At 46.0% G+C, this 23,014-nt stretch carries 16 protein-coding genes; 11 read left to right on the forward strand and 5 right to left on the reverse strand.

All coding sequences use genetic code 11. The annotated features are described in order from the left end of the window. From ACTHMC_RS27755 to ACTHMC_RS27780, 6 genes are all read left to right on the forward strand, one after another. A partial coding sequence (locus tag ACTHMC_RS27755; protein ID WP_440418334.1) for a FecR family protein occupies positions 1-380 on the forward strand: 380 nt, incomplete at its 5' end. 138 nt (positions 381-518) lie between these two features. Then, positions 519-3,968, forward strand: a complete 3,450-nt coding sequence (locus tag ACTHMC_RS27760) for a SusC/RagA family TonB-linked outer membrane protein (protein WP_440418335.1) — start codon at positions 519-521, stop codon at positions 3,966-3,968. A gap of 18 nt (positions 3,969-3,986) precedes the next feature. Next, entirely contained in the window at positions 3,987-5,411 is a 1,425-nt protein-coding gene (locus ACTHMC_RS27765; protein ID WP_440418336.1) for a RagB/SusD family nutrient uptake outer membrane protein, read from the forward strand. An 18-nt stretch (positions 5,412-5,429) separates the two neighbouring features. Beyond that, the gene (locus ACTHMC_RS27770; RefSeq protein ID WP_440418337.1) at positions 5,430-6,173 is read left to right on the forward strand and encodes a DUF4843 domain-containing protein; all 744 of its coding nucleotides are present in this window, start codon (positions 5,430-5,432) and stop codon (positions 6,171-6,173) included. Between the two features lie 11 nt (positions 6,174-6,184). After that, positions 6,185-7,648: a PKD-like family lipoprotein gene (locus ACTHMC_RS27775; protein ID WP_440418338.1), complete on the forward strand. Its 1,464-nt coding sequence runs from the start codon at positions 6,185-6,187 to the stop codon at positions 7,646-7,648. 2 nt (positions 7,649-7,650) lie between these two features. Further along, entirely contained in the window at positions 7,651-9,813 is a 2,163-nt protein-coding gene (locus ACTHMC_RS27780; RefSeq protein ID WP_440418339.1) for a redoxin domain-containing protein, read from the forward strand. A 66-nt stretch (positions 9,814-9,879) separates the two neighbouring features. Here ACTHMC_RS27780 and ACTHMC_RS27785 read toward each other — a convergent pair whose 3' ends face one another. From ACTHMC_RS27785 to ACTHMC_RS27805, 5 genes are read right to left on the reverse strand one after another with little or no spacing between them, the layout of a single operon-like run. Further along, entirely contained in the window at positions 9,880-10,371 is a 492-nt protein-coding gene (locus ACTHMC_RS27785) for a hypothetical protein (RefSeq protein ID WP_440418340.1), read from the reverse strand. 7 nt (positions 10,372-10,378) lie between these two features. Next, positions 10,379-12,286, reverse strand: coding sequence for a DnaJ domain-containing protein (locus ACTHMC_RS27790; protein WP_440418341.1), 1,908 nt, complete (start codon positions 12,284-12,286; stop codon positions 10,379-10,381). Then, positions 12,273-13,292: a DUF4407 domain-containing protein gene (locus ACTHMC_RS27795; protein ID WP_440418342.1), complete on the reverse strand. Its 1,020-nt coding sequence runs from the start codon at positions 13,290-13,292 to the stop codon at positions 12,273-12,275. The genes ACTHMC_RS27790 and ACTHMC_RS27795 overlap by 14 nt, the downstream gene beginning before the upstream one ends. Then, entirely contained in the window at positions 13,249-14,511 is a 1,263-nt protein-coding gene (locus tag ACTHMC_RS27800) for a DUF4407 domain-containing protein (RefSeq protein WP_440418343.1), read from the reverse strand. Before ACTHMC_RS27800 ends, ACTHMC_RS27795 begins: the two co-directional genes overlap by 44 nt. Further along, positions 14,501-14,971, reverse strand: a complete 471-nt coding sequence (locus ACTHMC_RS27805; protein ID WP_440418344.1) for a hypothetical protein — start codon at positions 14,969-14,971, stop codon at positions 14,501-14,503. Before ACTHMC_RS27805 ends, ACTHMC_RS27800 begins: the two co-directional genes overlap by 11 nt. A gap of 268 nt (positions 14,972-15,239) precedes the next feature. Between ACTHMC_RS27805 and ACTHMC_RS27810 the strand changes: the two genes are divergently transcribed. The 5 genes from ACTHMC_RS27810 to ACTHMC_RS27830 all read left to right on the forward strand — a co-directional run bounded on the left by ACTHMC_RS27810 (position 15,240) and on the right by ACTHMC_RS27830 (position 22,991). Next, positions 15,240-15,824 carry an RNA polymerase sigma factor gene (locus tag ACTHMC_RS27810; protein ID WP_440418345.1) on the forward strand — a complete coding sequence of 195 codons (585 nt, stop codon included), beginning with the start codon at positions 15,240-15,242 and terminating at the stop codon, positions 15,822-15,824. A 72-nt stretch (positions 15,825-15,896) separates the two neighbouring features. Beyond that, the gene (locus tag ACTHMC_RS27815) at positions 15,897-17,063 is read left to right on the forward strand and encodes a FecR domain-containing protein (protein WP_440418346.1); all 1,167 of its coding nucleotides are present in this window, start codon (positions 15,897-15,899) and stop codon (positions 17,061-17,063) included. 312 nt (positions 17,064-17,375) lie between these two features. Further along, positions 17,376-20,765 (forward strand): SusC/RagA family TonB-linked outer membrane protein, encoded by a 3,390-nt coding sequence (locus ACTHMC_RS27820; protein WP_440418347.1) that lies wholly within the window; start codon positions 17,376-17,378, stop codon positions 20,763-20,765. An 11-nt stretch (positions 20,766-20,776) separates the two neighbouring features. Beyond that, positions 20,777-22,225, forward strand: a complete 1,449-nt coding sequence (locus ACTHMC_RS27825) for a RagB/SusD family nutrient uptake outer membrane protein (protein ID WP_440418348.1) — start codon at positions 20,777-20,779, stop codon at positions 22,223-22,225. Positions 22,226-22,235: 10 nt separating this feature from the next. Further along, positions 22,236-22,991: a hypothetical protein gene (locus ACTHMC_RS27830; RefSeq protein WP_440418349.1), complete on the forward strand. Its 756-nt coding sequence runs from the start codon at positions 22,236-22,238 to the stop codon at positions 22,989-22,991. Positions 22,992-23,014 lie beyond the last annotated feature (23 nt).

Genomic DNA, 23,014 nt, shown 5'->3' on the forward strand with positions numbered 1-23,014 from the left:
CTTATAAAGATGATAGCCGGATCAGAACTACACTCCTGGAAGGAAAAGTGAAAGTGAACCAGAGCATCCTGCAGCCTGGCGAGCAGGCAGTTTCAGCTATTAATTCCCAGATCAAAATTGAAAGGCCGGCAGATCTCAGTCAGGTTATGGCCTGGAAAAATGGAATTTTCTATTTCACAAATTCCAGCCTGGACATGGTGATGAAACAACTGGAAAGATGGTATAATATAGATGTGGAATATCTTGGCAAGCCTCCTGTGATACAGATCTACGGAAAAATGGACCGTGGCGTAAGCCTTCAGGATATCCTCGATTACTTATCCAAGCTTAATGTGAAATTCACGATGAAAGGAAGAACAGTGACGGTGCAGGGAGAATAAAAAATATTCACACAAACTGTCGTAAAAACAAATGCCGGAAGTGTTGGTACCACTGCCGGCGGATGTTTGGCAAGTATAAACAAACAAGGTCCCGAAAAGACTACTTATTCATTTTGATCACCAAAACGCTACGAAAGTATGCAAAAAACTGCTATTGGTAGTGGTAATGCCTGTGGAGGCAACCGCTCCATCACCAAAACCTGCTTGCCGGTAAGGCAGGCGCTGTTAGTAATGAAGCTAATAGTTGTGTTATTGACTGCGGCCTTTGTGAATGTGAGTGCAAAAGGCCTTTCCCAGAACGTTAGTTATGCAGCAAAAAATGCTGACCTGCGATCTGTTTTCCTTGAGGTGGAGAAACAGACCGGTTACCTGTTCGTATACAACGAGCCGGTATTACAGAGCGCGAAGCCTGTGTCCATCAGGGCCAGCAATCTGCCTGTCATGGAATTCCTCAGCCTGCTTTTCAAAGACCAGCCGGTTGATTTTATGGTCCGCAGCAAGACTATCCTCCTGTTCCGCAAATCAGAAATTGCTCCTCCTGCACCTCCAAGGGAGTTTGTTATTGTTGGGCCTGTTGCTCCCCCTGTAACGGGTATCGTTACGGATGAAAATGGTAAGCCTATGCAGGGAGCCACTGTAACTGTGAAGCACACAAAGCTTGCTGTTGTAACGGGGGCTGATGGACGTTTCTCCGTTACTGCCTCTGTAGGCGATGTACTGGTGGTAACCTTTGTGAATTATGAATCACAGGAAGTCAAAGTAACTGACAAACCACTCCGCATTTCTTTGAAACCGTTGGTAGTGAAGCTTGAAGATGCCGTGGTGAATGGCATCTACAAAAGACCGGCAGAGAATTATACCGGCGCCGCACAATCCTACACCGTTGAAGAGTTGCGCAAAGTGAACAACACGAATGTGCTTTCTGCCATCCGTTCGCTGGATGCGTCAATTCAAATGCCTGCCAATATCAACACGGGATCGGATCCCAATCAGCTGCCACAGATCCAGGTGCGTGGCGCCAACAGTATTGCCAATACCAACCTTACCAGCCAGTATGGTTATGTGAGCAATCCCCCGCTGCTGATCCTCGACGGATTTGAAGTACCACTGCAAAGGATCTATGACCTGGATATGAACCGTGTTGCAAGAGTGACCATTCTCAAAGATGCCGCCGCTACTTCCATCTACGGCTCCAAAGCTGCAAACGGAGTACTGGTGGTGGAAACTCTGCAACCTAAGAAAGGGAGACTTCAATTCGGTTACAACAATAATATCTCTGTAAATACACCTGACCTGACCAGCTACCACCTGCTCAACTCCGAACAGAAACTGCAACTGGAGCAGGCTGCCGGTGTTTATAATACCAACCCTTCACTGGGTATCAATGTAAAGGAAGAACGCGAACGCCTGTATAACGAGCGTTTGGCTGAAGCCAGGAGAGGCGTGAATACCTACTGGTTATCGCGTCCACTGCAAACATCGTATGGTCAACGTCATAGTATTTTCCTGAGCGGTGGTGATGATTATATGCGTTACGGTGTGGACCTCGCTTATAACAATGCGCCTGGTGTGATGAAAGGATCGAAACGTGAAAATTTATCCGGAGGTATCAACCTGATGTACCACAGGGGCAACCTTCAGTTTACCAATTATCTGTCCGTTACCAATAATAACTCTGTTAATTCACCCTATGGAAGCTTCTCCCAGTACACAAGAATGAATCCTTACTGGAGACCTGTAGATTCCATTACCGGGAAGGTGAATAAGATCCTTCAGGGACCGGACGAACCGGCACGTTGGGATAACATCGCTTACAACCCGCTTTACAACTCCACCCTGAAAACCCATAACAAGACCAGCTACCTGAATATCACCAATAACTTCCAGGCAGACTGGAATGTTTTACCCACGCTGAAATTCAGTACACGCTTCAGCCTGTACACTCAAAAAAATGAAGGAGTGGTATTTCTTCCAGCCGATGCCGTGGAGTTTGTGAATACACCTGACAGTCTTTTTTCCACCCGTGGTTACTTTGAGCAAATGACAGGAAACAACAGCAGTTACCAGGGAGATGTTTTCCTTAATTATGGAGAGAATTTCGGCAAGCATACTGTATTTGCTACCGGTGGTTATCATATTCAGCAGGACAAGACCTATGCCAACACGGTAAAGGTGCAGGGGTTTCCCAATTCAGATATGGATGATATCCTGTTTGGTCTTCAATATCCCGTGAACCAGAAACCCACAGGAACTGAAACCATAATGCGACTAGTGAGTTATTATGGTAACCTGAGTTATGCTTATGACCTTCGATATCTGGTGGATCTTTCTTTCCGCACAGATGGCTCTTCGCTGTTCGGTTCCAATAAACACTTCGCGCCTTTCTGGTCTGTTGGTGTGGGCTGGAACCTGCACAGGGAAAAGTTTGTCAGGATTCCTGAAGTGATCAATCGCCTGAAGCTGCGTGCATCCTATGGTTCCACCGGATCGCAGAACTTTCCTTCCTTCGCTTCGGCTCAAACCTATACCTACCTTACTTCTTCCAGGTACCTGGATAATATAGGGGCAGGTATGTTAGCGCTTGGCAATCCCGACCTGCGCTGGCAGCAAACCAAAAAGCTGAACCTGGGTGCTGATCTTGAATTCTTCAAAGGCCGTATTCAGGCAACCGTGAATTATTACCAGGAGAAAACAGATGATCTGTTCACTACCATCAATACCACACCTTCATCAGGCTTCAGTTTTTACTATGCCAACCTTGGCCTGGTACAGAACAAGGGCATTGAGCTTTACCTCACTGCCTTTGTAGTGAAGAATGATGCGAAGAATTTTTACTGGAGCTTTTATGCCAATATGCTCCACAACAAAAACAGACTGCTGAAGATCTCCGATGCATTGAAGGCTCAGAACGATAAGGCTGTGAGCGAACAAACAAAAGCTACCAATCCTATCACTGCTCCTGTACTGCAATACCAGGAAGGGCAAAGTATCAGTACCATTTATGCAGTTCGTTCGCTGGGCATCGATCCCAGTACCGGCAACGAGATCTTCCTCACACGCGATGGCCAGCAGACATACAGATGGAACCCGATGGATCAGGTTCCCGTTGGTGACAATCAGCCAAAAGTGAATGGTAATATCGGTACCAACTTCATGTACAAGGGCGCCAGCATCAATATCAGTATGCGTACAGAGTTCGGTGGGCAGATGTACAACCGCACACTGGCAGACAGGGTGGAGAATGCAGATCCTGTGTACAATGTTGATGAGCGCGTACTCACAGACCGCTGGCAGAAACCCGGCGATCATGCCCGTTTCAAAGGAATTGCCACCATCGGGAGTACTACCCGCAGTGATGTTACAAAATCAAGTTCACGATTTATTCAGGATAATAATACCCTGTACTGCGATGCCATTACCCTGGGTTACCTGTTTCCCAGAAAGCTGACCACTAAATGGCGTATGAGTCGCTTCCAGTGCTACTTCTACATCAACAATCCGTTTGTGGTTTCTTCTGTAAGGCAGGAAAGAGGTCTTGATTTCCCTTTTGCCAGGAACTATGCCCTGTCTCTGCAACTGGGTTTCTAACACGTAAAAAAGAATTGTATGAAACTATTACTGATATTCATTTCCCTGCTCGCGGTAGCAACCGGCTGCAACAAATGGCTGGATGCAAAACCAAAGACCATGATAGAGTCCGAGCAATTATTCAAGTCTGAAAAAGGTTTTGAAGATGCCATGTACGGCGTGTACGCCACATTGGCACAAGCGCCATTGTATGGCGAACAACTGACCATGAGTTTCCTGGATGTGCTGGCGCAGCAATACAATTGCCAGTCGAACCCCAGCCATATTTTTTACCAGGCGGCTAATTATAATTACCTGGATGGTAGCGTAAAGGCAAGAGTGGACAGTATCTGGTCACTTGGTTATTACGCCATCACCAATATGAATAATATCCTGATCAATCTCGAAGGCAAGAAAAGTATGTTCCATCCTCAGAACTATGATCTGATGAAAGGAGAGGCTATCGGCCTGCGAGCTTTCATGCACTTCGATCTCGTGCGCATGTTTGGCGCTCCTTATATTTCAGGGGCCAACAAGCCTTCTATCCCCTACGTAAAGACGGTATCCGGCGGCGTTACTCCGTTGTCTACTGTAAGTGTGATCATCGACTCGGTGATCTCCGAACTGAAAGTGGCCTCTCAACTGCTCAGTGTTTACAAAACCATCAACTATGATTATTATGATGCGGAGAATCAGTTGCAGAATACCTGGCTGAACCATCGTCAGGCCCATTTCAATTACTGGGCGGCAGAAGCTACGCTGGCCAGGGTATATCTCTACAAAGGAGATAAACAGAATGCATTGATCCATGCAAAGAATGTCATCGAATCGGACCTTTTCGATTTCCAAACGCCGGAAAGGATCTCAAATCTGAATGACAGGACCTTTATTCCGGAACATGTATTTGCCCTGAGTAAATTCAATATCCGCGAACTGGAGAACAAATATTTCAGGGTAACGGGTGGTGTGAATGTAGGGGCTGGTGTACAACTTACCAACTCATATGGCAATGGCGGAATTGTGGACCAGATCTATGAGATCAGTACAGGTGGGGTAAGTGATATCCGCTATTCACGCTTATGGGATTTGAGTGGCAGTGTGTATTTCAATACAAAATGGTGGCAACAAAGCACTAACCCGATCTTCAATAACTGGGTGCCACTGGTGCGTCTGCCTGAAATGTACTATATCGCGGCAGAATGCTCCGATCCTGCATCGGCTACTATCTATCTCAATGCTGTTCGTGAGAAAAGAGGGGTGCCTGATTTACCCGGAGGGCTTGATGCAGCAGCTATTCAGAATGAATTGCTGAAAGAATACCAGAAGGAATTCTATGCAGAAGGTCAACTGTTCTATTATTACAAGCGGCTGAACAGTCCGGTAATCAGGTTCTCTGTTGTAGCTCCTTCGGAAAGAGTGTACGTATTGCCATTGCCGGATGCGGAACTGCAATACAGGAATTAATCATTTCAATTCTCAATCATGAAACAAATAACCATCTATATAGCTTTCCTGGGTATGCTGACAGCCTGTAAAAAGGATGAGATCAGTACTGCTTCCAGTGCATCTGCTGCTGTGTATTTCATTTACGATGTTATGCGCCCTGTCAATATAGACAGTATCAGCTATACGTTTGTGGAGAAAAGCAGCACCGTGGTCACCGATACTTTGTGGTTGCCTGTGCGTGTATCAGGCGATGTTGCGGATAAAGACCGGCCCGTTAACCTGGTAGCAGATAATGCAGGCACCACTGCCGAGAAGGACAAACATTACAAACTGCTGAATAATGTAATCCCTAAAGGCAGCTTTACAGCAAGGCTGGGGGTGGTTTTGTTGCGCGATGCCTCCTTGCAGAATAATTCTGTTGCATTGAACCTTCGCCTTCAACCTTCTGAAGATTTCCCTGTGCTGATGAAAGACACGCTCATGGATGACGGCCGTTATTATGGGAGGAACAAAGTGAAGATCATTTTTACTGACAGGCTGCTTAAGCCAGACAACTGGGAGTCATACCTGATCACTTTCTTTGGTGCGTACAGCAATGTGAAATTCAGGTTCATTACCGGTGTACTGGGCGTATCGTCTTTTTCTACAACAGGACCTAAGCCGGTAAATTATCCGCGGATGCAATTCTATCAGAATACGGTGAGGAACGCATTGCTGGAATACACTACAGCCAATGGTCCGTTGATTGATGAAAACAATAATGTTGTAGTAATCCCTTAAACAGCAGAATCATGAAACGACTTCTTTATATATTCATACTGTCAGCTGTACTGAACAGCTGTTACAAAGACAAAGGAAATTACAGTTACCAGGATATCAATGATATCACTGCTACGTTTTCTGCAGATACATTCCGGGTGAACAGACTGGATTACCTGCATATCATTCCTAAATTATCCGGACCGGATACCAACCGGCTCAGGTTTGAATGGCGCCTGATTGGCCTTGCTGATCCTGCTGAGCCTCTGGGGATCGGGCAGATAGTGACTCTCTCCACGGACCGTGCCATCAACCAGCAGATCACATTGCCGGCCGGTCCATACTACTATCAGTTTGACTTTGTAGCCATAGATACTGTGACCAATGTGAAATATTTCAAAGCGCTCCGCCTGCAGATCACCACGGAATTGCAATCCGGCTGGATGTTGCTGGAGCGTACCGGTGAGGGAGGGGATATCAGCTTTATCACACCAACAGATAAAGTGGTGCACAATGTTTATTCCGCAGGTAACCCGGATAAGCCATTACCAGCTTCGGTGCGGGATGTGATCAGCACTGCCACGCAGAGCATGCTTGGTACACTGAACCTTGTGTATTATGATGGAGGTGGTTATATACTGGACAATACCTCCCTGCAGGTAAGTGCCCCTTATGAGAATATGTTCTTCGCCAAACCTGCTGTGGTGAATCCTTACAATATGCATAAGCCAAGCATCTTCCAGTACGGGCCGTTTACATTCAATAACGGAAAAGTATATGCGCTAAATGGATTATACGCATCATTGCTGTTTGGTACTGCTTACACACAGCCAGACAATAAAGGTTATTCCGTAGCGCCTTTTGTAGCAGGCGGTCTGTCCTATGGTGCCATTTTCTTCGATCAGGCCAATCACCGTTTTCTTTATGATGGAGGAGCCACTTCAACATCATTGAAGGTGTTTCCTGCCGTTACGGGAATGGCTTTCGATCTTAACAATGTGCCAAAGAAAATGCTGACGATGAAACCGGGCATGGGCTGGGATCTCTGGCCTGATAACTGGTATGCTGTTTTCAAGAATGAGAACAATAACGATTGCTTCCTTTATACCATCAATGCAAATGGTGATATGGCCGGCACTCCTGTTGCTGCCGCAACACAGCCAATGCTGAGCAGTCCTGATGTGCACCGCAGCCCGGATTATCTTTTCCCCAGCACGGTAAGGCAGATGTACTATGCAGCTGACAACAAGTTGTACCTGTACGATATGGCTGCCAACCAGAGCCGCGTTATCTACCAGTTTGCAGCGGGAGAAAATGTAACGGCGCTTAAATTGAAAGACAATATCATCACGCTGGCCACCTATAATGGGAATGCAGGTGGTGGAACAGTATACTTCCTGCCACTGGCCACTACAGGCGATATCAGTGGAAATACATACTCTAAAAAGTTCACCGGATTCGAAAAAATTGTTCAACTGGCATTTAAAGTAGGATAACCATGAAAAAAATAACGTTTGTGACATTCGCGTTGCTGCCTTTCATAAGCAACGCGCAGAAGGCTCTTTGTGTCGTAAATCTTGATATCGATACTGTAAAAGCGAAAAAGGCTTACCTCGTTTACTCTGTAGATGATAAAACTACGGTAGATTCTCCCGCAATTGTAAACGGGAAAGCAAGTTTTAAAATGAGTATTCCCTATCCGGTCAATGCCCAGCTGAGCCTGGATAATAATGGATACGGCTACTCAAACGGTAAGCGCCCCGATCTGCTGCGGTTTTACCTGGAGAAGGGGACCATCAATATAAAAACAAAGGAGTTTGTAAGGGACGCCGTGATCAGCGGTTCAAAAATGAACAAGGAACTGATGGAGTACAACAAATTCATCTCCGGGCCCATCAATATGCTGGAAGAGGCAAACCTCGCCTGGATGACCGGCACCAATGAAAACCGGTCTGATACCATTGCCCAGAAGGAGTTCATGCAGACAATGCGCAGAGGTGTTAACCAGTTATATGATCTCCAGGAGCAATGGATAAAAGCCAATCCCAATGCCTATTGCAGCCTGGAAGCATTGCAAAGCATTGCTGGTTCCAATATAGACGTGAAGCGGGTTGAACCATTATTCGATATGCTTGCTGCAGGTACTAAAAACTCATTGCAGGGAAAGGAAATGGCTGCCAGGATCCACGCTGCTAAAACAACCGGTATCGGCGCAACCGCTCCTGATTTTACACAGAATGATGTGAATGATCAGCCTGTTAAACTGTCTGATTTCCGTGGCAAATATGTGCTGCTGGATTTCTGGGCGAGCTGGTGCGGTCCCTGCCGTGCAGAAAACCCCAATTATGTAAAAGCATATAACCAGTACAAGGATAAAAGCTTTACCATACTCGGTGTTTCTCTGGATCAGCCGGGTAAGAAAGATGCGTGGCTCGCAGCCATCAAAAAGGATGGGCTGGAATGGCCGCAGGTATCCGATCTCAGATACTGGAACAATGAAGTGGCGAAGCTGTATGATGTGAAAGCGGTCCCAGGCAATTTTCTGATCGATCCTAACGGAAAGATCATTGCGAAAAATCTGAGAGGAGAAGAGTTACAGAAGAAACTCGCTGATCTCCTTGCAAATGCTCCATCTACCGCTTTTACTATCAAAGGGTTCCTTGCCGGAGAACAGCAAGCTAAAAAGATCTATCTGCGTTATGGCAGCCAGATGGATTCAATGGTAATGAAGAGCGGCCGTTTTGAATTCAAAGGCAATGTAAATGAACCGGAAAACGCCATGATATGGACAGAAGGCGCACAGGGGCCATCGTTGAATTTCTTTCTGGAGCCAACAGAGATCCGGATCTCCAGCATGCAATCCTTTCAGCAGGCACTGGTAGACGGCGGACCTGCAGAACACGAACAGCAGCTGTTCAGAAAAATGCAGGAGCCACTGGAGGAAAAGCGTAGTAAGCTTTTTGTAAGAAGGTATAACAACAAAGAGAACGAAGATTCAGTACTGGCTATCACCAAAGAAATGGCGAATGTTACCAAAGAAAGTCTGCAACAACAGGTGCAGTTCGTTAAAAGCTTTCCTGATTCCTACGTGAGTGCGGAGATCATGAAGAGCAATTCTTTTATCATCGATCCGGAAGTACTGGAGCCGATGATAAAGGCAATAAATCCAAAGTTCATAAGTGCAGTGGAAATGGAGGATATCAAAAGAAGACTGGAAATTGCAAAGTCCACCTGGGTGGGTAAGCCTGCGTTGGAGTTTTCACAGGCTGGCCCGGATGGCAAGCAGGTTTCCTTGAAAAGTTTCCGCGGCAAATATGTAATGATCGATTTCTGGGCCAGCTGGTGTGGCTGGTGCCGTATCGAGCATCCGATGCTGATCAGGGCGTATAATAAATACAAGGATAAAGGATTTACGTTGCTCAGTGTTTCCCTGGATGATGCGAAAGACAAAGAGAAATGGCTTGCCGCCATCAAAAAGGATGAGCTGCCCTGGCAGCAGGTTTGCGATCTGAAAGGCCGGAATAATGAAGTAGCAAAATTATATGGTATCAAAGGAATTCCACAGAGTGTGCTGGTGGGACCTGATGGCGTGATTGTGGCGAAGAACCTCAGAGGAGAGGATCTGTTGGTGAAACTGAATGAGATATTTGGAGAGAATTAAAAAAATAACCCCTCCCTGTCAGCCGGTATTGAAAAATACCGGCTTTTTTGTTAGAACCGCAATGTGTCAACCAAGGCCAATCAGCAGCGGTGTCATCAGGGATGTTATTTCTTTTGCGATCTGCCAGCAGACCACAATGGTTCCCAACGCTATTGAAGTCAATAAAATACTGGATGGAAGCTCTAACTCATCTGTTTTACCTCTGACTATCCATTTAAAGATAGCGTAGTTTATTGCCAGGAAGAGTAAACCAATGATCATTACCACCAGGAACAATCTGGTAAACTGGGACACCGTAAACAAGAGTGGATTGGGCTGGCTGTCGAGGTACACCCGGGTCGATTGGAACAGGCTTTCTGCATCAGCGGCCGCAATGATGATCATGCCCAGCAACAGGGAGCCAGCGTATGCCATCATGCCATTTTCCATTCCGTTATATGGTTTTCTGAGCAGGCCCATCCACCTGAGCGCCAGGTTACATACAAAACTGATCATCAATGTTTGCACTATCAGTAAGAGTACAGGAAACCAGAGGCTTGTCAATACGGTAGATTTCATTATTCAATTATTGAAGTAAAGTGATATTCCAGTGTTTCAGATTGGATTTTGATGCTGGCAGTTCTCCGGGCCCGAATCCTGATGAAGTGGTTTCCCACAAATAATAGCTGCCGCCATTTATGTCGAAGCTCAGTCTTGATCCGCCATCCACCTGATTCAGCTGAACAGCTATGAGCGCGTGTTTATAATATTCACTGGTGAGTAATGCCACTTTGAATCCCATGCGCTTCAATACTGCGAAAAGGAAGAGGGATTTAGTGTCGCAGTCGCCCTTCAAATCTTCCATAAATTCAACCGGGGATTGCACTCCGAACTTCACATGGCCTTTGCAGCAGTCAGTATGGCAATTCAACAGATAATCATTTACAAATGGATCAGAGTAATGGTCGTTACAGGATTTATCCAATACCAGGCTGTATTGTAAGGATTGTATACAACTCACTACCATGGACGCGGTCTGCAATTGATTGAGGTTGTTGGCCCGGGCTATTGAATCGAACGATGATGCAACAGGCTGCATATAACCTTCTTCTGGGTTGAGCAGGGTGTTGTATACTTCTTTGTAACCCGGATACCCATCAATATCCATTTGCTGATGCCGTTGCATAGCGGCAGTAATGGCAGATGCAGGAATGGAGACCTGTAAGGCATACCGGGAACTGTCTCTATCCTGCCAGCGGATGAAATGCCTGATCAGTGTATCGTTTCCCGTTACGGACCTGGAACTGGAACTGCTGTCGTATTGCGGTGCAGAGCGTTTGGTACGGCTTATTCCGGGAGATCTCTTGCCGGAAAAAAGACCTGCCACTACAAGCACCAGTAAAAAGATCCCACCGATCCAGGGAAGAATTTTGTAGAAGTTCTCTATCAGTAATACCAGCAGCAGCAATCCAAGGTAGATGCCTAAAAATGGGCCAATGATCAGAAACAACGGGGGGAAGAATGCCAGTAATACCAATAGCACGATCACCCACCACCAGTTTCCGAGACTGTCTTCATACCGGCTGGTCTGCTGTTGCTTTTGATATCCATTGTACTTCCGCGAAGTGTAGTGAGCATCTCTTGTCCATTCTCTCCAGTATGTAGAACCGTCAGCAGCGTAATACTGTTTTCTCATGTAAACAGCATTGCCTTCTTCTTTAGTTTCGACATTGCCGGTGGGGCCTGCAAACTCCGCATAGGTTTCCGTGATCTCTTCAAGATAGGAGTGCAGGATATAGCCGAAGAGCTTGCCTTCCAGGGTGCCGAAACTGTTTTTCTCATGCTTGATCACATCTGTGATCCTGGGATCTGCTATCCTGAGATCATGGATGTTGAGATAATAGTATTCGTTGCCTTGGGAGGTGCGGAAACAGCAGTGTACAGGCTGGGGCACCGGGGTTTTAAAAAGCTCAGTGGCGGAATAGGTCTTGTCGTATTCCCGGCTGGTTCCGTTGATATGCAGATCGGATTCCAGGATGGTGGCTTCACTTTCAGTGGGAAAAATGATGTATTCCTGTTCATGCGGTGAAAACTCATTGAATGTAAGATCCGGTTCTCCCTGGAATTTTACACGCAGGATACCATACACATAAATTCTTTTTTCCCGCTGAACATAGTGTTTCCTTTCCCTCGACTTTTTCTCAGGGCGACGGGGATTTCCTGCATATGCTTCAGCAAATTCAAACGCATCTTCTTCTTTTGTTTCTTCCTGCTTTGCTATTCTCTGGGTATCGTAGATATGCCGGGTGACTTCGTTGGCCAGCACTTCATGTGCTTCATTGATCTCCTTGAATATTTCCTCAGCTTCCGGGTTGCGTGGATTCTTATCCGGATGATACAGTTTGGCCAAACGCCTGTAGGCCTCCCTGATCTGCTCGCGGGTTGCCTGCTGGTGTAATTCAAGAATGGCGTAATAGTCTTTATTGATGTTCATTGAGCCGGCCGGGCAGATATTTGTTGAGGAAATCTTCTTCGCTGGCCACTGACGGTGGCGTTTTTCTTTTCCTGTTGAAAGGCGGGTCTTCGTACCGTGAAAAGACCTCTACCTCATTATTGAACAAAATATGATAGTGCCTCAAGAAACTGTTGTAAGCATTTTCTATCAACTGTTTTTCCTTCGCTTTCTTTAGCATGTAATAGTCCGCCTGCTTTGAAATGGAGTAGATCAGATAGCCGGGCAGCAGGAAGAGGAATACAATAAAGAGTGTGAAGAGCCAAGCCCATGAATATTTCTTATTCACATGCCTGATCTGGTACAGGAAAAAACTATTTCTCTCAATGGTGATGGCAGCTGCTGATTTCAGGTTACTGCTTTTTTCTTCGAGAGCGGCAATCTTATTCCTGGTATTTTCTAGTTCTGCTTTGTAGGAATGGCTATTCATTATTTGGTCCTGTTCCAGGCAGTACGTTTTTCTCTGCTCCAGTTTTCTGATGTCTGAATCGAACATCTGATCGATCTTCTGAGCATGCTGATCAAGCAGGGTCTGTTTGTATTGTTGAACATCATGTTCAAGCCTTGTGCTGAACAGGAGTACCAGCAGGGGCTGCGCCACCAGTAGTCCCATAAAGGCCACAAACCCTGTTCTGATCAGATTGGAAGCGTTCAGCCATTTGTTGCGGGATGGCCTGTCTTCTTTCGTGAATGTATTCAATACAAAAATGTAAATACATACAAACAACAGCGAAAGGAAGGATGACAGAAAAGCCTCTACCGTTACATTGTGAAACAGCAATTCGATGGCGTAAAAAATACTTACACCGGTGATCAGGAGTATGATGCCTATGATCAGGGAAGACAGATAGAATCTTTTCAGAACACCTGTGTTTTCCATCAGGTTGTACTCTGCGCCCAGCAAACTGATAAAACTTTTGGGCCTGAACATCCAGCCTGCATTGTTATCCTTTTTCATGTCCGTTTTGCTGTTGCTGTTCATTAACATACAGCTCCGGGTTTTTCCGGATATCCTGTTTTTTCTTTTCTTTCCAATGGTGAAGTGCTTCATCACTGAGCTGGCTCTGGGCCTCCAGCAGGCTGATCTTTTCTTTAAGCAGGCGGATGACCTGGTGCTGAACTATTTTGTCGCGCTCCCTGCCTTCTTTATCCTGGTAGTAATTGTACTGGGTTTCGATGCCATTCTCTGCCTTGATCAGCTCCTTGATATTTTCTTCCATATAATCGTAGGGGCTCTTGATCAGCATGAGCTTGAAGAATATGGGAGTCAGTTCGATGGCCATGAATAATAAGGTGATGAACAAAGAGATCACAGTTCCGGAAATCTCATGCGAGATCTTTATTCTTTCGAGGAGGCCGTCAAGACCAGAAGCATATTTTTCACTTTGGCTCAAAGCATCTTCCCGCTTCTTTTCTATCGCTTCTTTTTCTTTTTTTACACGGAGGAAATCAGGATTGTTTTCCAGCTCTTTGATTTCAGCGGCAACAGATTCCATTTGTGCTTTTACGGCCAGGGCTCTGGGGCCTACCGTGATCAGGCGTGCTTCCTCGATATAGTTTTGCTCAAGTATCTTGTGCCGGTTCTTTTTATCAGCAATATCATTTTCAATCTTTTCAATCTCTTTGTCTTTGCTGGCCAGCTCGCTATTGAACACGGAATCTGTTTTTGCTTTGTAAGCCTGCTGCTGCTCGATCTGTTTCTCATGAAGCTTGATATCTATTTCCGTTTTGAACATCCGGATCTCGAGCGGCTTGGAGATGGTGAGTGCGATGATGGCGCCCATCAGTAACCGGGGCAAGGCGCCCATGAATTCTTTCTTCGTAATATCTTCTGTGCCATCTCCCTTTCCCGTGCTGGAAATAATGAAACGGTCGATATTGAAAATGATCAGTCCCCATATAAAACCGAATATCACTGCCTTGATCATGGTAGGGATGTCGATGGCATCATACGTGCCTGCAATATCGCCGGCAGTTTTAAAAGAGTTGATGGCATTGCCCCTGGGTTCAAAGATGGTGTAAAAGGCGTAACCTCCTGCCAGCCCGGCCATCATACCGGTAGCGATGATGATACCGCCAAGGCATAAATATTTGACCTGATCACCATAGGTGGTTCTTTCCAGAATATATCTGTCTGCGCCTGCAGCTTTCCAGAATAGCCGCATCAGCCAGGTAGACCTGGGGCTTTGATAAAACTCACGGGACATAATAGTTGAATTGAGAGTGGTTAAAGTGAATATTGATCCTGGTTGCGATGGTTGTTTTTTGGAAAGAAGGACTGATGCCTGTCACGGCAAATTCGGTATTGGCGGGCATTGGCTGCAGCCCGTGCAGGTTAACGGTTTTCAGGATATTCCAGTTGTCACCCAACAGCGACAGGTTCTGCTCATCAAGCTTAAGATGTTTGAGGTGAATGGGAATTTCTATGGAGCGCCAGCAGTTGGAAACAATCAGGTAAACGGTAGTGATGCCGGGCGGAAGTGTGGCCATCATGGCGCCGCTTGCGCCTTTCTGCTTCAGTTTGCCTGGACGTAAGCGTAGTTTCCATGCGTGTGTGAATTCCCAACTAAGCAGAAAAATGATCTTGTTTTCAATCACAAGATCGATGCAATCGAGCTCCTGAACATGTGGCCGTCTGAAATCGAACAGACGTTTAATCTTTCTCATAAGCAGGTCAAAGGAATATTGGCTTTTGAAAAATAATATTATTATCAAATAGTTCAATACATAACCAGGGCAAATACCCGGGAAAATAGTTTTACTCATGGTTCTTTCCGCATTTTGGAAAGAAGAACCCGGTACTGTAAAAGAATTTAAAAACCGGGAATATGGTTTATGGGAAACCGTAAACAGCAAGTCTTTCTTCCAACGCTTCTTTCCACCTTCCCTGACCCGGTACCAATAAAAATTTGTATTCTTGCTTTTCAAGGGCCCTATGGATAGTAGCGTACAATATTCTGATAAAGAGTTGCTCCGGCAAATAGCCGCGGGAGAGGAGCAGGCATTTACCACCCTCTTCTGGCGCTACAAAGACATGATCTATTCAACCGGCCTCCGCCTTACCGGGTCGGTTACCGAAGCAGAAGAAATAGTACAGGACGTATTCGTAAAGCTCTGGACCAAACGCCGGGACATGCCGGATATCGCCAACCTGGAAGGATATATCTTTATGATGGCCCGGAACTACACGTACAACAGCCTCCAGCGGATTGTAAAGACCGGCGGCAGTGGCGGTGTTATTCCTGAAGAGCGGGACCCCGCCGAAATAACGGCAGACGCCCTGCTCGAAGAGAAAGAACTCAACGAGTTACTGCATCAGGCCATTCAGCAACTTCCCCCGCAACAGCAGAAAGTATATCAACTGATCAAACAGGAAGGACTTACCAAGCAGGAAGCTGCAGCTCAGCTCGGCATTTCAGTGCACACGGTAAAATCACATTTCGATGCGGCCGTCAGGGCTATCCGGGCTTTCATTACCGCGCGGATAGAGCTAATCCTCCTTATTCTATGGCTGTCATAAAAATATTTTCAGCAGCACTCACCAGTTTGGTTTTTGAACACTGTCTTTATATTCAACGACGAAGATTTCATTATGAATGAACGCTTGGCTTATTTGTTTCAGCAACTGTATGCAAACAGGATCACTGCCGCAGAGCGGGAGGAATTCTACCTGCTGGTGCAGGACCCTGAACAGGCATCTGCTGTGAAAGAACTGATAGCGCAGACTTACAAAACTCCTGCCCTGGAAGAGCTGCCGGAGCAGCGTTCACATGAAATCCTGCATGCGATATTCCAGTCGGATCCGGGCCTGGCGGTAACCGGTGAACCGGTTGTAAGGCAACTTCCCCGCCGTAAATGGTACCGCGTGGCAGCTGCTGCTGTGCTGATCCTGGGAGCCTCAACCTGGTTCCTGCTGCAACGCAGCGCTGATAAGGGTCCGCAGGTTGTTGTACAGCAGGTGCCTGATATCGCTGCCGGAAAGGAAGGAGCCATCCTTACCCTGGCAGATGGAAAACAGGTGGTGCTGGATAATATCCAGGATGGCATTGTTGCTATAGAAGGTGGGGCTACCGCCACTGTAGTGAATGGCAGCCTGCAATACAAGGGAAATACCAATGAAGCCCTGCTCAATACCATGCGTACGCCCAGGGGCAGGCAATACAAACTCACTTTGCCTGATGGCTCCAAAGTATGGCTGAATGCCTCCAGCTCCATCCGCTATCCTGTTGCATTCAATGGGAAAGAAAGAAAAGTGGAAGTGACCGGTGAAGCTTTTTTTGAAGTGAGCCCCAAAGCAAAACACCCTTTTGTGGTGAGTGTGGACCAGCGCGCGCAGGTGGAAGTACTGGGCACCTCATTCAATGTGAATGCTTATGAAAATGAGACCAGCATTACCACTACCCTGATAGATGGATCTGTACGTGTAAAGAATAAAGTGAATGAAGTTAAAGTGCTCACACCCGGACAACAGGCTGCTGTCACGGAAAGCATCATTGTTTCCAATGCCAATACAGAAGGTGTTACTTCCTGGATGAACGGAACGTTTTACTTCACACACACCAACCTGGCGGAAGTGATGCGCCAGATAGAAAGATGGTATGATGTGGAAGTGGTGTATGAAAAGGGGGTACCCGATGTTCAATTGTTCGGAGCTGTGAAAAGATCGCTCAGCCTGGAGGGTATCATCAAGGGTTTGAAGGATATGGGTGTGAACCTCAGGCTGGATGAAGGAAAAAGACTGGTGGTGTTACCACAGTAAATACAACTATTACTAACGTTAGCAACTTTAACCATAAACCTTACCTGTCGCGTCCTGCGGCATCCATAGACCTTTCCTGCTATTTCCCGTAAAAAACAAAAACCGCCACGGCTTAGGACCCGTGACGGCGAAGTTTGGGTTGAATCAACTGCGTGCAGCAATTTATTAACCAAAACAAGTCCAGCTATTGCCAAAAGCAACCGCTGGCGGATCAAATTTATGTCAAAAACTGCTACAAGTAGCCGTAGCATGTCACCCTTATGGTTAACAGGGAAGGAACAATTACGGTTACGGGCCCCAATGCTTAGAGTTATGAAACTGCTTTCACTACTGCTTTTTATTGCCGGAATGACTGTTTCCGCAAAGCCAAAGGCGCAGACAGTCTCACTTTCACTGAAAGATGCTCCCCTCATGGAAGCGTTCTCTGCCATCAAAAAACAAACAGGTTTTGAAGTGGCCGGCAATTTTTCGGTGCTGAAGAAAACGCATCCTGTGACTGTTACGGTAAAAAATATGCCGCTGGAGGAATTTCTGCAGGTCCTGTTCCGGGACCAGCCTTTGACTTACCGGTTGGATGGGCAGAATATTTTTCTGGCTGAAAAACCGGTTCCCCTCAAGCTGAAAATATATCCAGACGATGAACCTGTAGCCGATATTATGGGAAAGCTGCTCTCGGCATCTACCGGTGAGGCGGTTTTATCTGCATCCATTCAGGTGAAAGGCGAAAAGAGAGGGGCAAGTACTGATAAAGCCGGACGCTTCTCATTGTCCAATCTTCCTGATAATGCTGTGCTGGTGATCTCATCCATAGGGTATCAGAAAATTGAAGTGTCTGTTTCCAGGCTTCTGGCATTAGCCGAAAACGGTTCATTTACGGAAGGCAAGACCCTTGTGCGGAAAGTTGGTGTTGAATATCTTTTCTTTCTCACAATTGCCGATGTGGTGATGAATGAAACGGTGGTTACGGCGTATGGTAAAACCACTCAGCGGCTGGCAACCGGAAATATCAGTACAGTAACTGCTGAAGAAATACAAAGGCAACCTGTTATGACGGTGCTGGAAGCGCTGGTAGGGCGGGTGCCCGGTATGATCGTATCACAATCATCCGGTAATGGTGCGGCGCCGGTGAATGTGCTTATCCGCGGAAAGAATACCATCAATCCCAATGTTGTTACAGACCCTCTCTATGTGATCGATGGTGTGCCCCAAAATTTTTTGAATGTTACACTGGCCACTACATTCCTTGCGAACAGTGCAGGAGCAGCACAGGGTGGCGTTACAAATACCAATGGCGAGAATCCGTTACTCAGTATAAATCCAATGGATGTTGAACGTATCGATGTGCTCAAGGATGCGGATGCAACAGCTATCTACGGTTCGCGTGGCGCCAACGGTGTTATTCTGATCACCACCAAAAGAGGAAAGGCTGGCCCTACTGCCGTAGATGTGAGGGTTACTAATGGTATTGATTTCAATCAGCGTTATCCTAAAATGCTGAGCACACAGGATTATCTCGCAATCAGAAGGGAGGCATTGCGAAATGATGGCATTGCTGCTGATATAAACAGCGCTCCTGATCTTGTTTTGTGGGATACCACCAAATACACTGACTGGCAAAGGAAACTGATCGGCGTAGGTAATTCAATAGATGCGAATGTGCGAATCAGTGGCGGGAATAATCAAACCAACTATCTGTTTGCAGTGGGTTATGCTAACCGGCAGGTGATCATGAACAATGGTGGAGCAAATGACCGCCTGAACCTGGCAACAGCTGTTGATCACAGAAGTGTGAATCAGAAGTTCAAACTGAGTTTCTCCAACAATGTTACTGTTACCAATGTGAAGGCATATGCGTTGGGTAGCCTTAACGCTATTCCTCCCAATGCTCCGGATATCTTTACTGAAAAAGGAGATTTCAATTTCATCCCTTACAGAGGCCGTACCTCCAGCTTTTTTTATTTTTCAGGCCTGATCGCACCCAGTGAAAGTAAAACTGTCTCTCTTCGTTCCTCAGTTAACATGAGCTATCAACTCCTGAGAGGCCTTTCATTGTCTGTAGGAGGAGGTTTTACCTTTGGTAATAATCAGAATAACGCCATACGTCCTTCGGCAGCTTTTGATACATTATTTCCACGCAATCCAGGCGCTTACTATGGTCGTAGTATTGATGCTGGTTTCAATATTGAGCCCCAGCTTTTATATACTACGCGTATCGGGTTGGGTAATTTAACCACGCAGCTGATCGGTACTTATCAGAGTCAGATGGGACGTGGCGAAACCATCGAAGCAACAGGGTTTTCCAATGACGCGCTGATGAAGAGTTTCAACAATGCAACAACCAAAAATCTCACTGAAGGTTACAAGCAGTATAGATATGTTTCTGCTGCCGCCATTGTGAATTATGCTTGGGATAATAAATACATCATCAATCTGAATCTGAAAAGAGACGGATCCTCACGTTTCGGCCCCGGTAAACAATTCGGGAATTTTGCTTCTGCCGGTTTAGCCTGGATTGTATCTGATGAAAAATGGATGAAGGAACTCTTGCCTGAATGGTTCAGCTTTATAAAATTCAGGGGTAGTGTAGGCTCAACAGGCAGTGACAATATCGGGGATTATGAATACCTGAGCCGGTGGGGAGCTGCTACTTTGAATCTCAGCAGGCAGAATCTTTTAAAGTACAATGGAATAGATGCATACCATGTATTGAGCCCTCTGAACCAGGAATTTCAATGGGAGTCTACTTTTAAATCAGAAGTGTCCGCCAACATCGGATTTCTCGATAACAGGATCATGCTGGATGTATCGTTGTACAGGAATATTTCCAGCAATCAGCTAACCACTATGCCTATTGCACTGTACACGGGGTTTGGATACAATGTTACCAACTGGCAGGCGAAAGTGGCCAATACCGGCCAGGAACTTAGACTGACGGCTAACCTGGTGAAACAAAAGGATATGAATCTTTCCGTAAGTTTTGCTGTTTCCAGGAACAGGAACAAGCTTCTCGAATTCCCTGATATCGACAAATCCCAGTTTCTCGGTAATTATAAGGTAGGGGAGCCCATTACCGTTGAATACCTTCTCAAGTATACCGGCATAGATCCGCTTACCGGTGCGTACACATTTGATGATTACAATAAAGACGGAGCCATCAATGGCATAGTGGGTGCTGTTCCGTATCTGCCGAATGACGACAGGTATATCAGGATCGACAGGGCGGAAAAATACCATGGACAAGCATCCGTTAGTTTCTACTATAAGAATTTTTCTGTGAATGCAAATTTTATGTTCATCAACAGGTTGAGGCAGGATCCCTATCTCAACGCCATTGTAGGAGGCATGAACAATATTTCATTGCCTGCTGAAATACTGAATAATCACTGGCAGAATCCCGGAGACCAGGCCAAGTACCCCAGGTTTACAACGGTTCCCAACAATATCAATAGTTCCACCTTTGCCAGGTCGGATGCCAAATATGTTAACGGATCTTATTTCCGGATGAATGGACTGAGCCTGGCTTACAGACTTCCGCAGGATTGGTGTAAAAAGATTGGAATCAAAGGCGCGAACATTTATATCAATACTTCCAACCTGTTTACTATTTCTCCTTACAATGGACTGGATCCTGATGTGGCTCTCTCGGTCTATTCAACGCCTGTTCCACGAAATATCAGTACCGCCATTCAATTTAACTTTTAACACTGCTGCATATGCGTAAACATAATTTTTTCATTACCGGTTGCCTGCTTTCCATATCACTGATGCTGGGCGGATGCAAGAAATTACTGGAAATAGATCCACCTATTTCTTCTGTAACAACAGAAGAAATGTTTGCCACCAATACACAGGCGGAATATGCCATTGCAGGCATCTATTCAAAGATGATCAATGGTATTGATGTAACTGGCGTATTCAACGTAACTCTTGCTCAATTCGCATCAGGGCTGACTACTATTGCTGGGGGGCTTTCTGCTGATGAGCTGTCAATGCCGTTAACAATAGCTGGTGGCGATGTAGCCCTTTTTCAGAATAAGCTCACGCCTGCCAACCAGGGAAGATGTTTTAATCTTTGGACTTCTGCTTACAGAATAGTATTTGACGCCACTGCCGTTATTGAAGGAATTGAAGCATCGAAGTCGGCCGAGTTTGTTGAGAGCGCCAGAAAGCAATTTACCGGCGAAGCGCTTTTTCTTCGTGCTTTCAGTTATTTCTACCTGGTAAATTTCTATGGCGATCTGCCCCTGGTGCTCACTTCTGATGCAAAGCAAACGGCTTCCCTCAGAAGATCTCCCGTATCGAAAATCTATGAACAGATCATTGCAGACCTTGAAAAAGCACGTACACTGCTGGCAAGTGATTTCGCTATCGGAAAAAATGAAAAAGTGAGAGTGAACAAATGGGTAGCAGAAGCTTTACTGGCGCGAGTTTACTTGTACACCGGCCAGTATCAGAAAGCCATCACCAGTGCAACGGAAGTAATCAATCAGAAAGCGCTTTTCGATCTTGAGCCAAACCTTGCCAACGTGTTTCTGAAAGGAAGTAAAGAGGCCATCTTTCAACTGAAGCAATACACGGAAGATGCAACAATGAAGGCTGTTACACCCGAAGGATTCAAGTTCTTACAGAATATCACCATACCCGGCGCACAGCCGGATTTAAGTTTGACCAGTCAGTTGCTCGGTAGTTTTGAAGCCAACGATTTGAGGAAGACCACCTGGACCCTCCCTTTCGGTGCTTCGCAGGTGCCTTATAAGTACAAGAATGTACAGGGGTCGGAGTATTATGTTGTAATGAGAGTAGCTGAATTGTACCTGATCCGGGCAGAAGCGACCGTACTTGTGTCCCCAGCCAATGTGAATGCGGCCATCGATGACATCAACCTGCTTCGCAGGAGAGCCGGTGTTGATGAGCTGGAAAAAGATCTTCCTTCTGCAACAGTTATTGATGCTATTGCTCATGAGCGCAGAGTGGAATTGTTTGCTGAATGGGGACATCGCTGGTTGGATCTGAAACGGACAGGCAAGGCACATGATGCATTAGCCTCACTTCCGCAGAAACAGCCATGGTGGGGGGATTTTCAATTCCTCTATCCGGTCCCTCAAAAGGAGATCGAGGCAAACGCCCAGCTGGAACAAAACCCTGAATACAATGCACTCTAAACATTATTCAATGCTGTTTAAAAATATTATAACCGGCGTTTCATTTATCATGCTGCTGAATGCATGCAGTAAAAGAGATGTGAATCCCGGGAATCCCACAACCATACAGACTTTCAATGCGCTCAATGATGGCACTAACCTGTTCATCTCTTTCTCGCATGAAAGACCACAGGTGTTCAGAACACTTCGTCTGCTGAACAATAAGACATTCACAGTTACAACCGGCAGGTTCTATATCAATTCATCTTCAACACCGGTTCAGTTATTCAGCAGGCTGGATACATTGGCCAAGGACGGTCCCGTGTTAAACTATGATCTGGAATTAGAGAAAGGATCCGTTTATTCCATGTTCATGTATGGTTCCAAAACAGATGCAAAATATGCTTTGCATAAAGATATAATTCCACCGCTCGGAATGCAGGACAGCGCTACCCATATCAGGTTTGCCAACTTCAGTGAAGATCAGGAGATCAGTGTAAACCTGAAAGGTCAGCCCGCAGGAAGTTTTATCGGACAGATACAACAGAAAAACTGGTCGGAGTTTTCAAAGCTGCCGGTGAATACCGTTGCGAAATATGAATTCGAGATAAGAGACCTGAACACCGGGAACCTGATCGCCAGTTATCTGGCAGACAAGGTGAATGATTTCAGTGTCAATAACGGAGCTAATCTCTGGTACAATAAATCCAACACAGTCATATTGGTGGGCAAAGAAGGAGGGACAGGAACCTTTTTGCCAAGAACGATCCTGATGCCTCACCGCTAAATATTTTTTGCTTACCAGCATTT

The organism is Pseudobacter sp. (genome assembly GCF_051955275.1).
Classification (GTDB): Bacteria; Bacteroidota; Bacteroidia; order Chitinophagales; family Chitinophagaceae; genus Pseudobacter.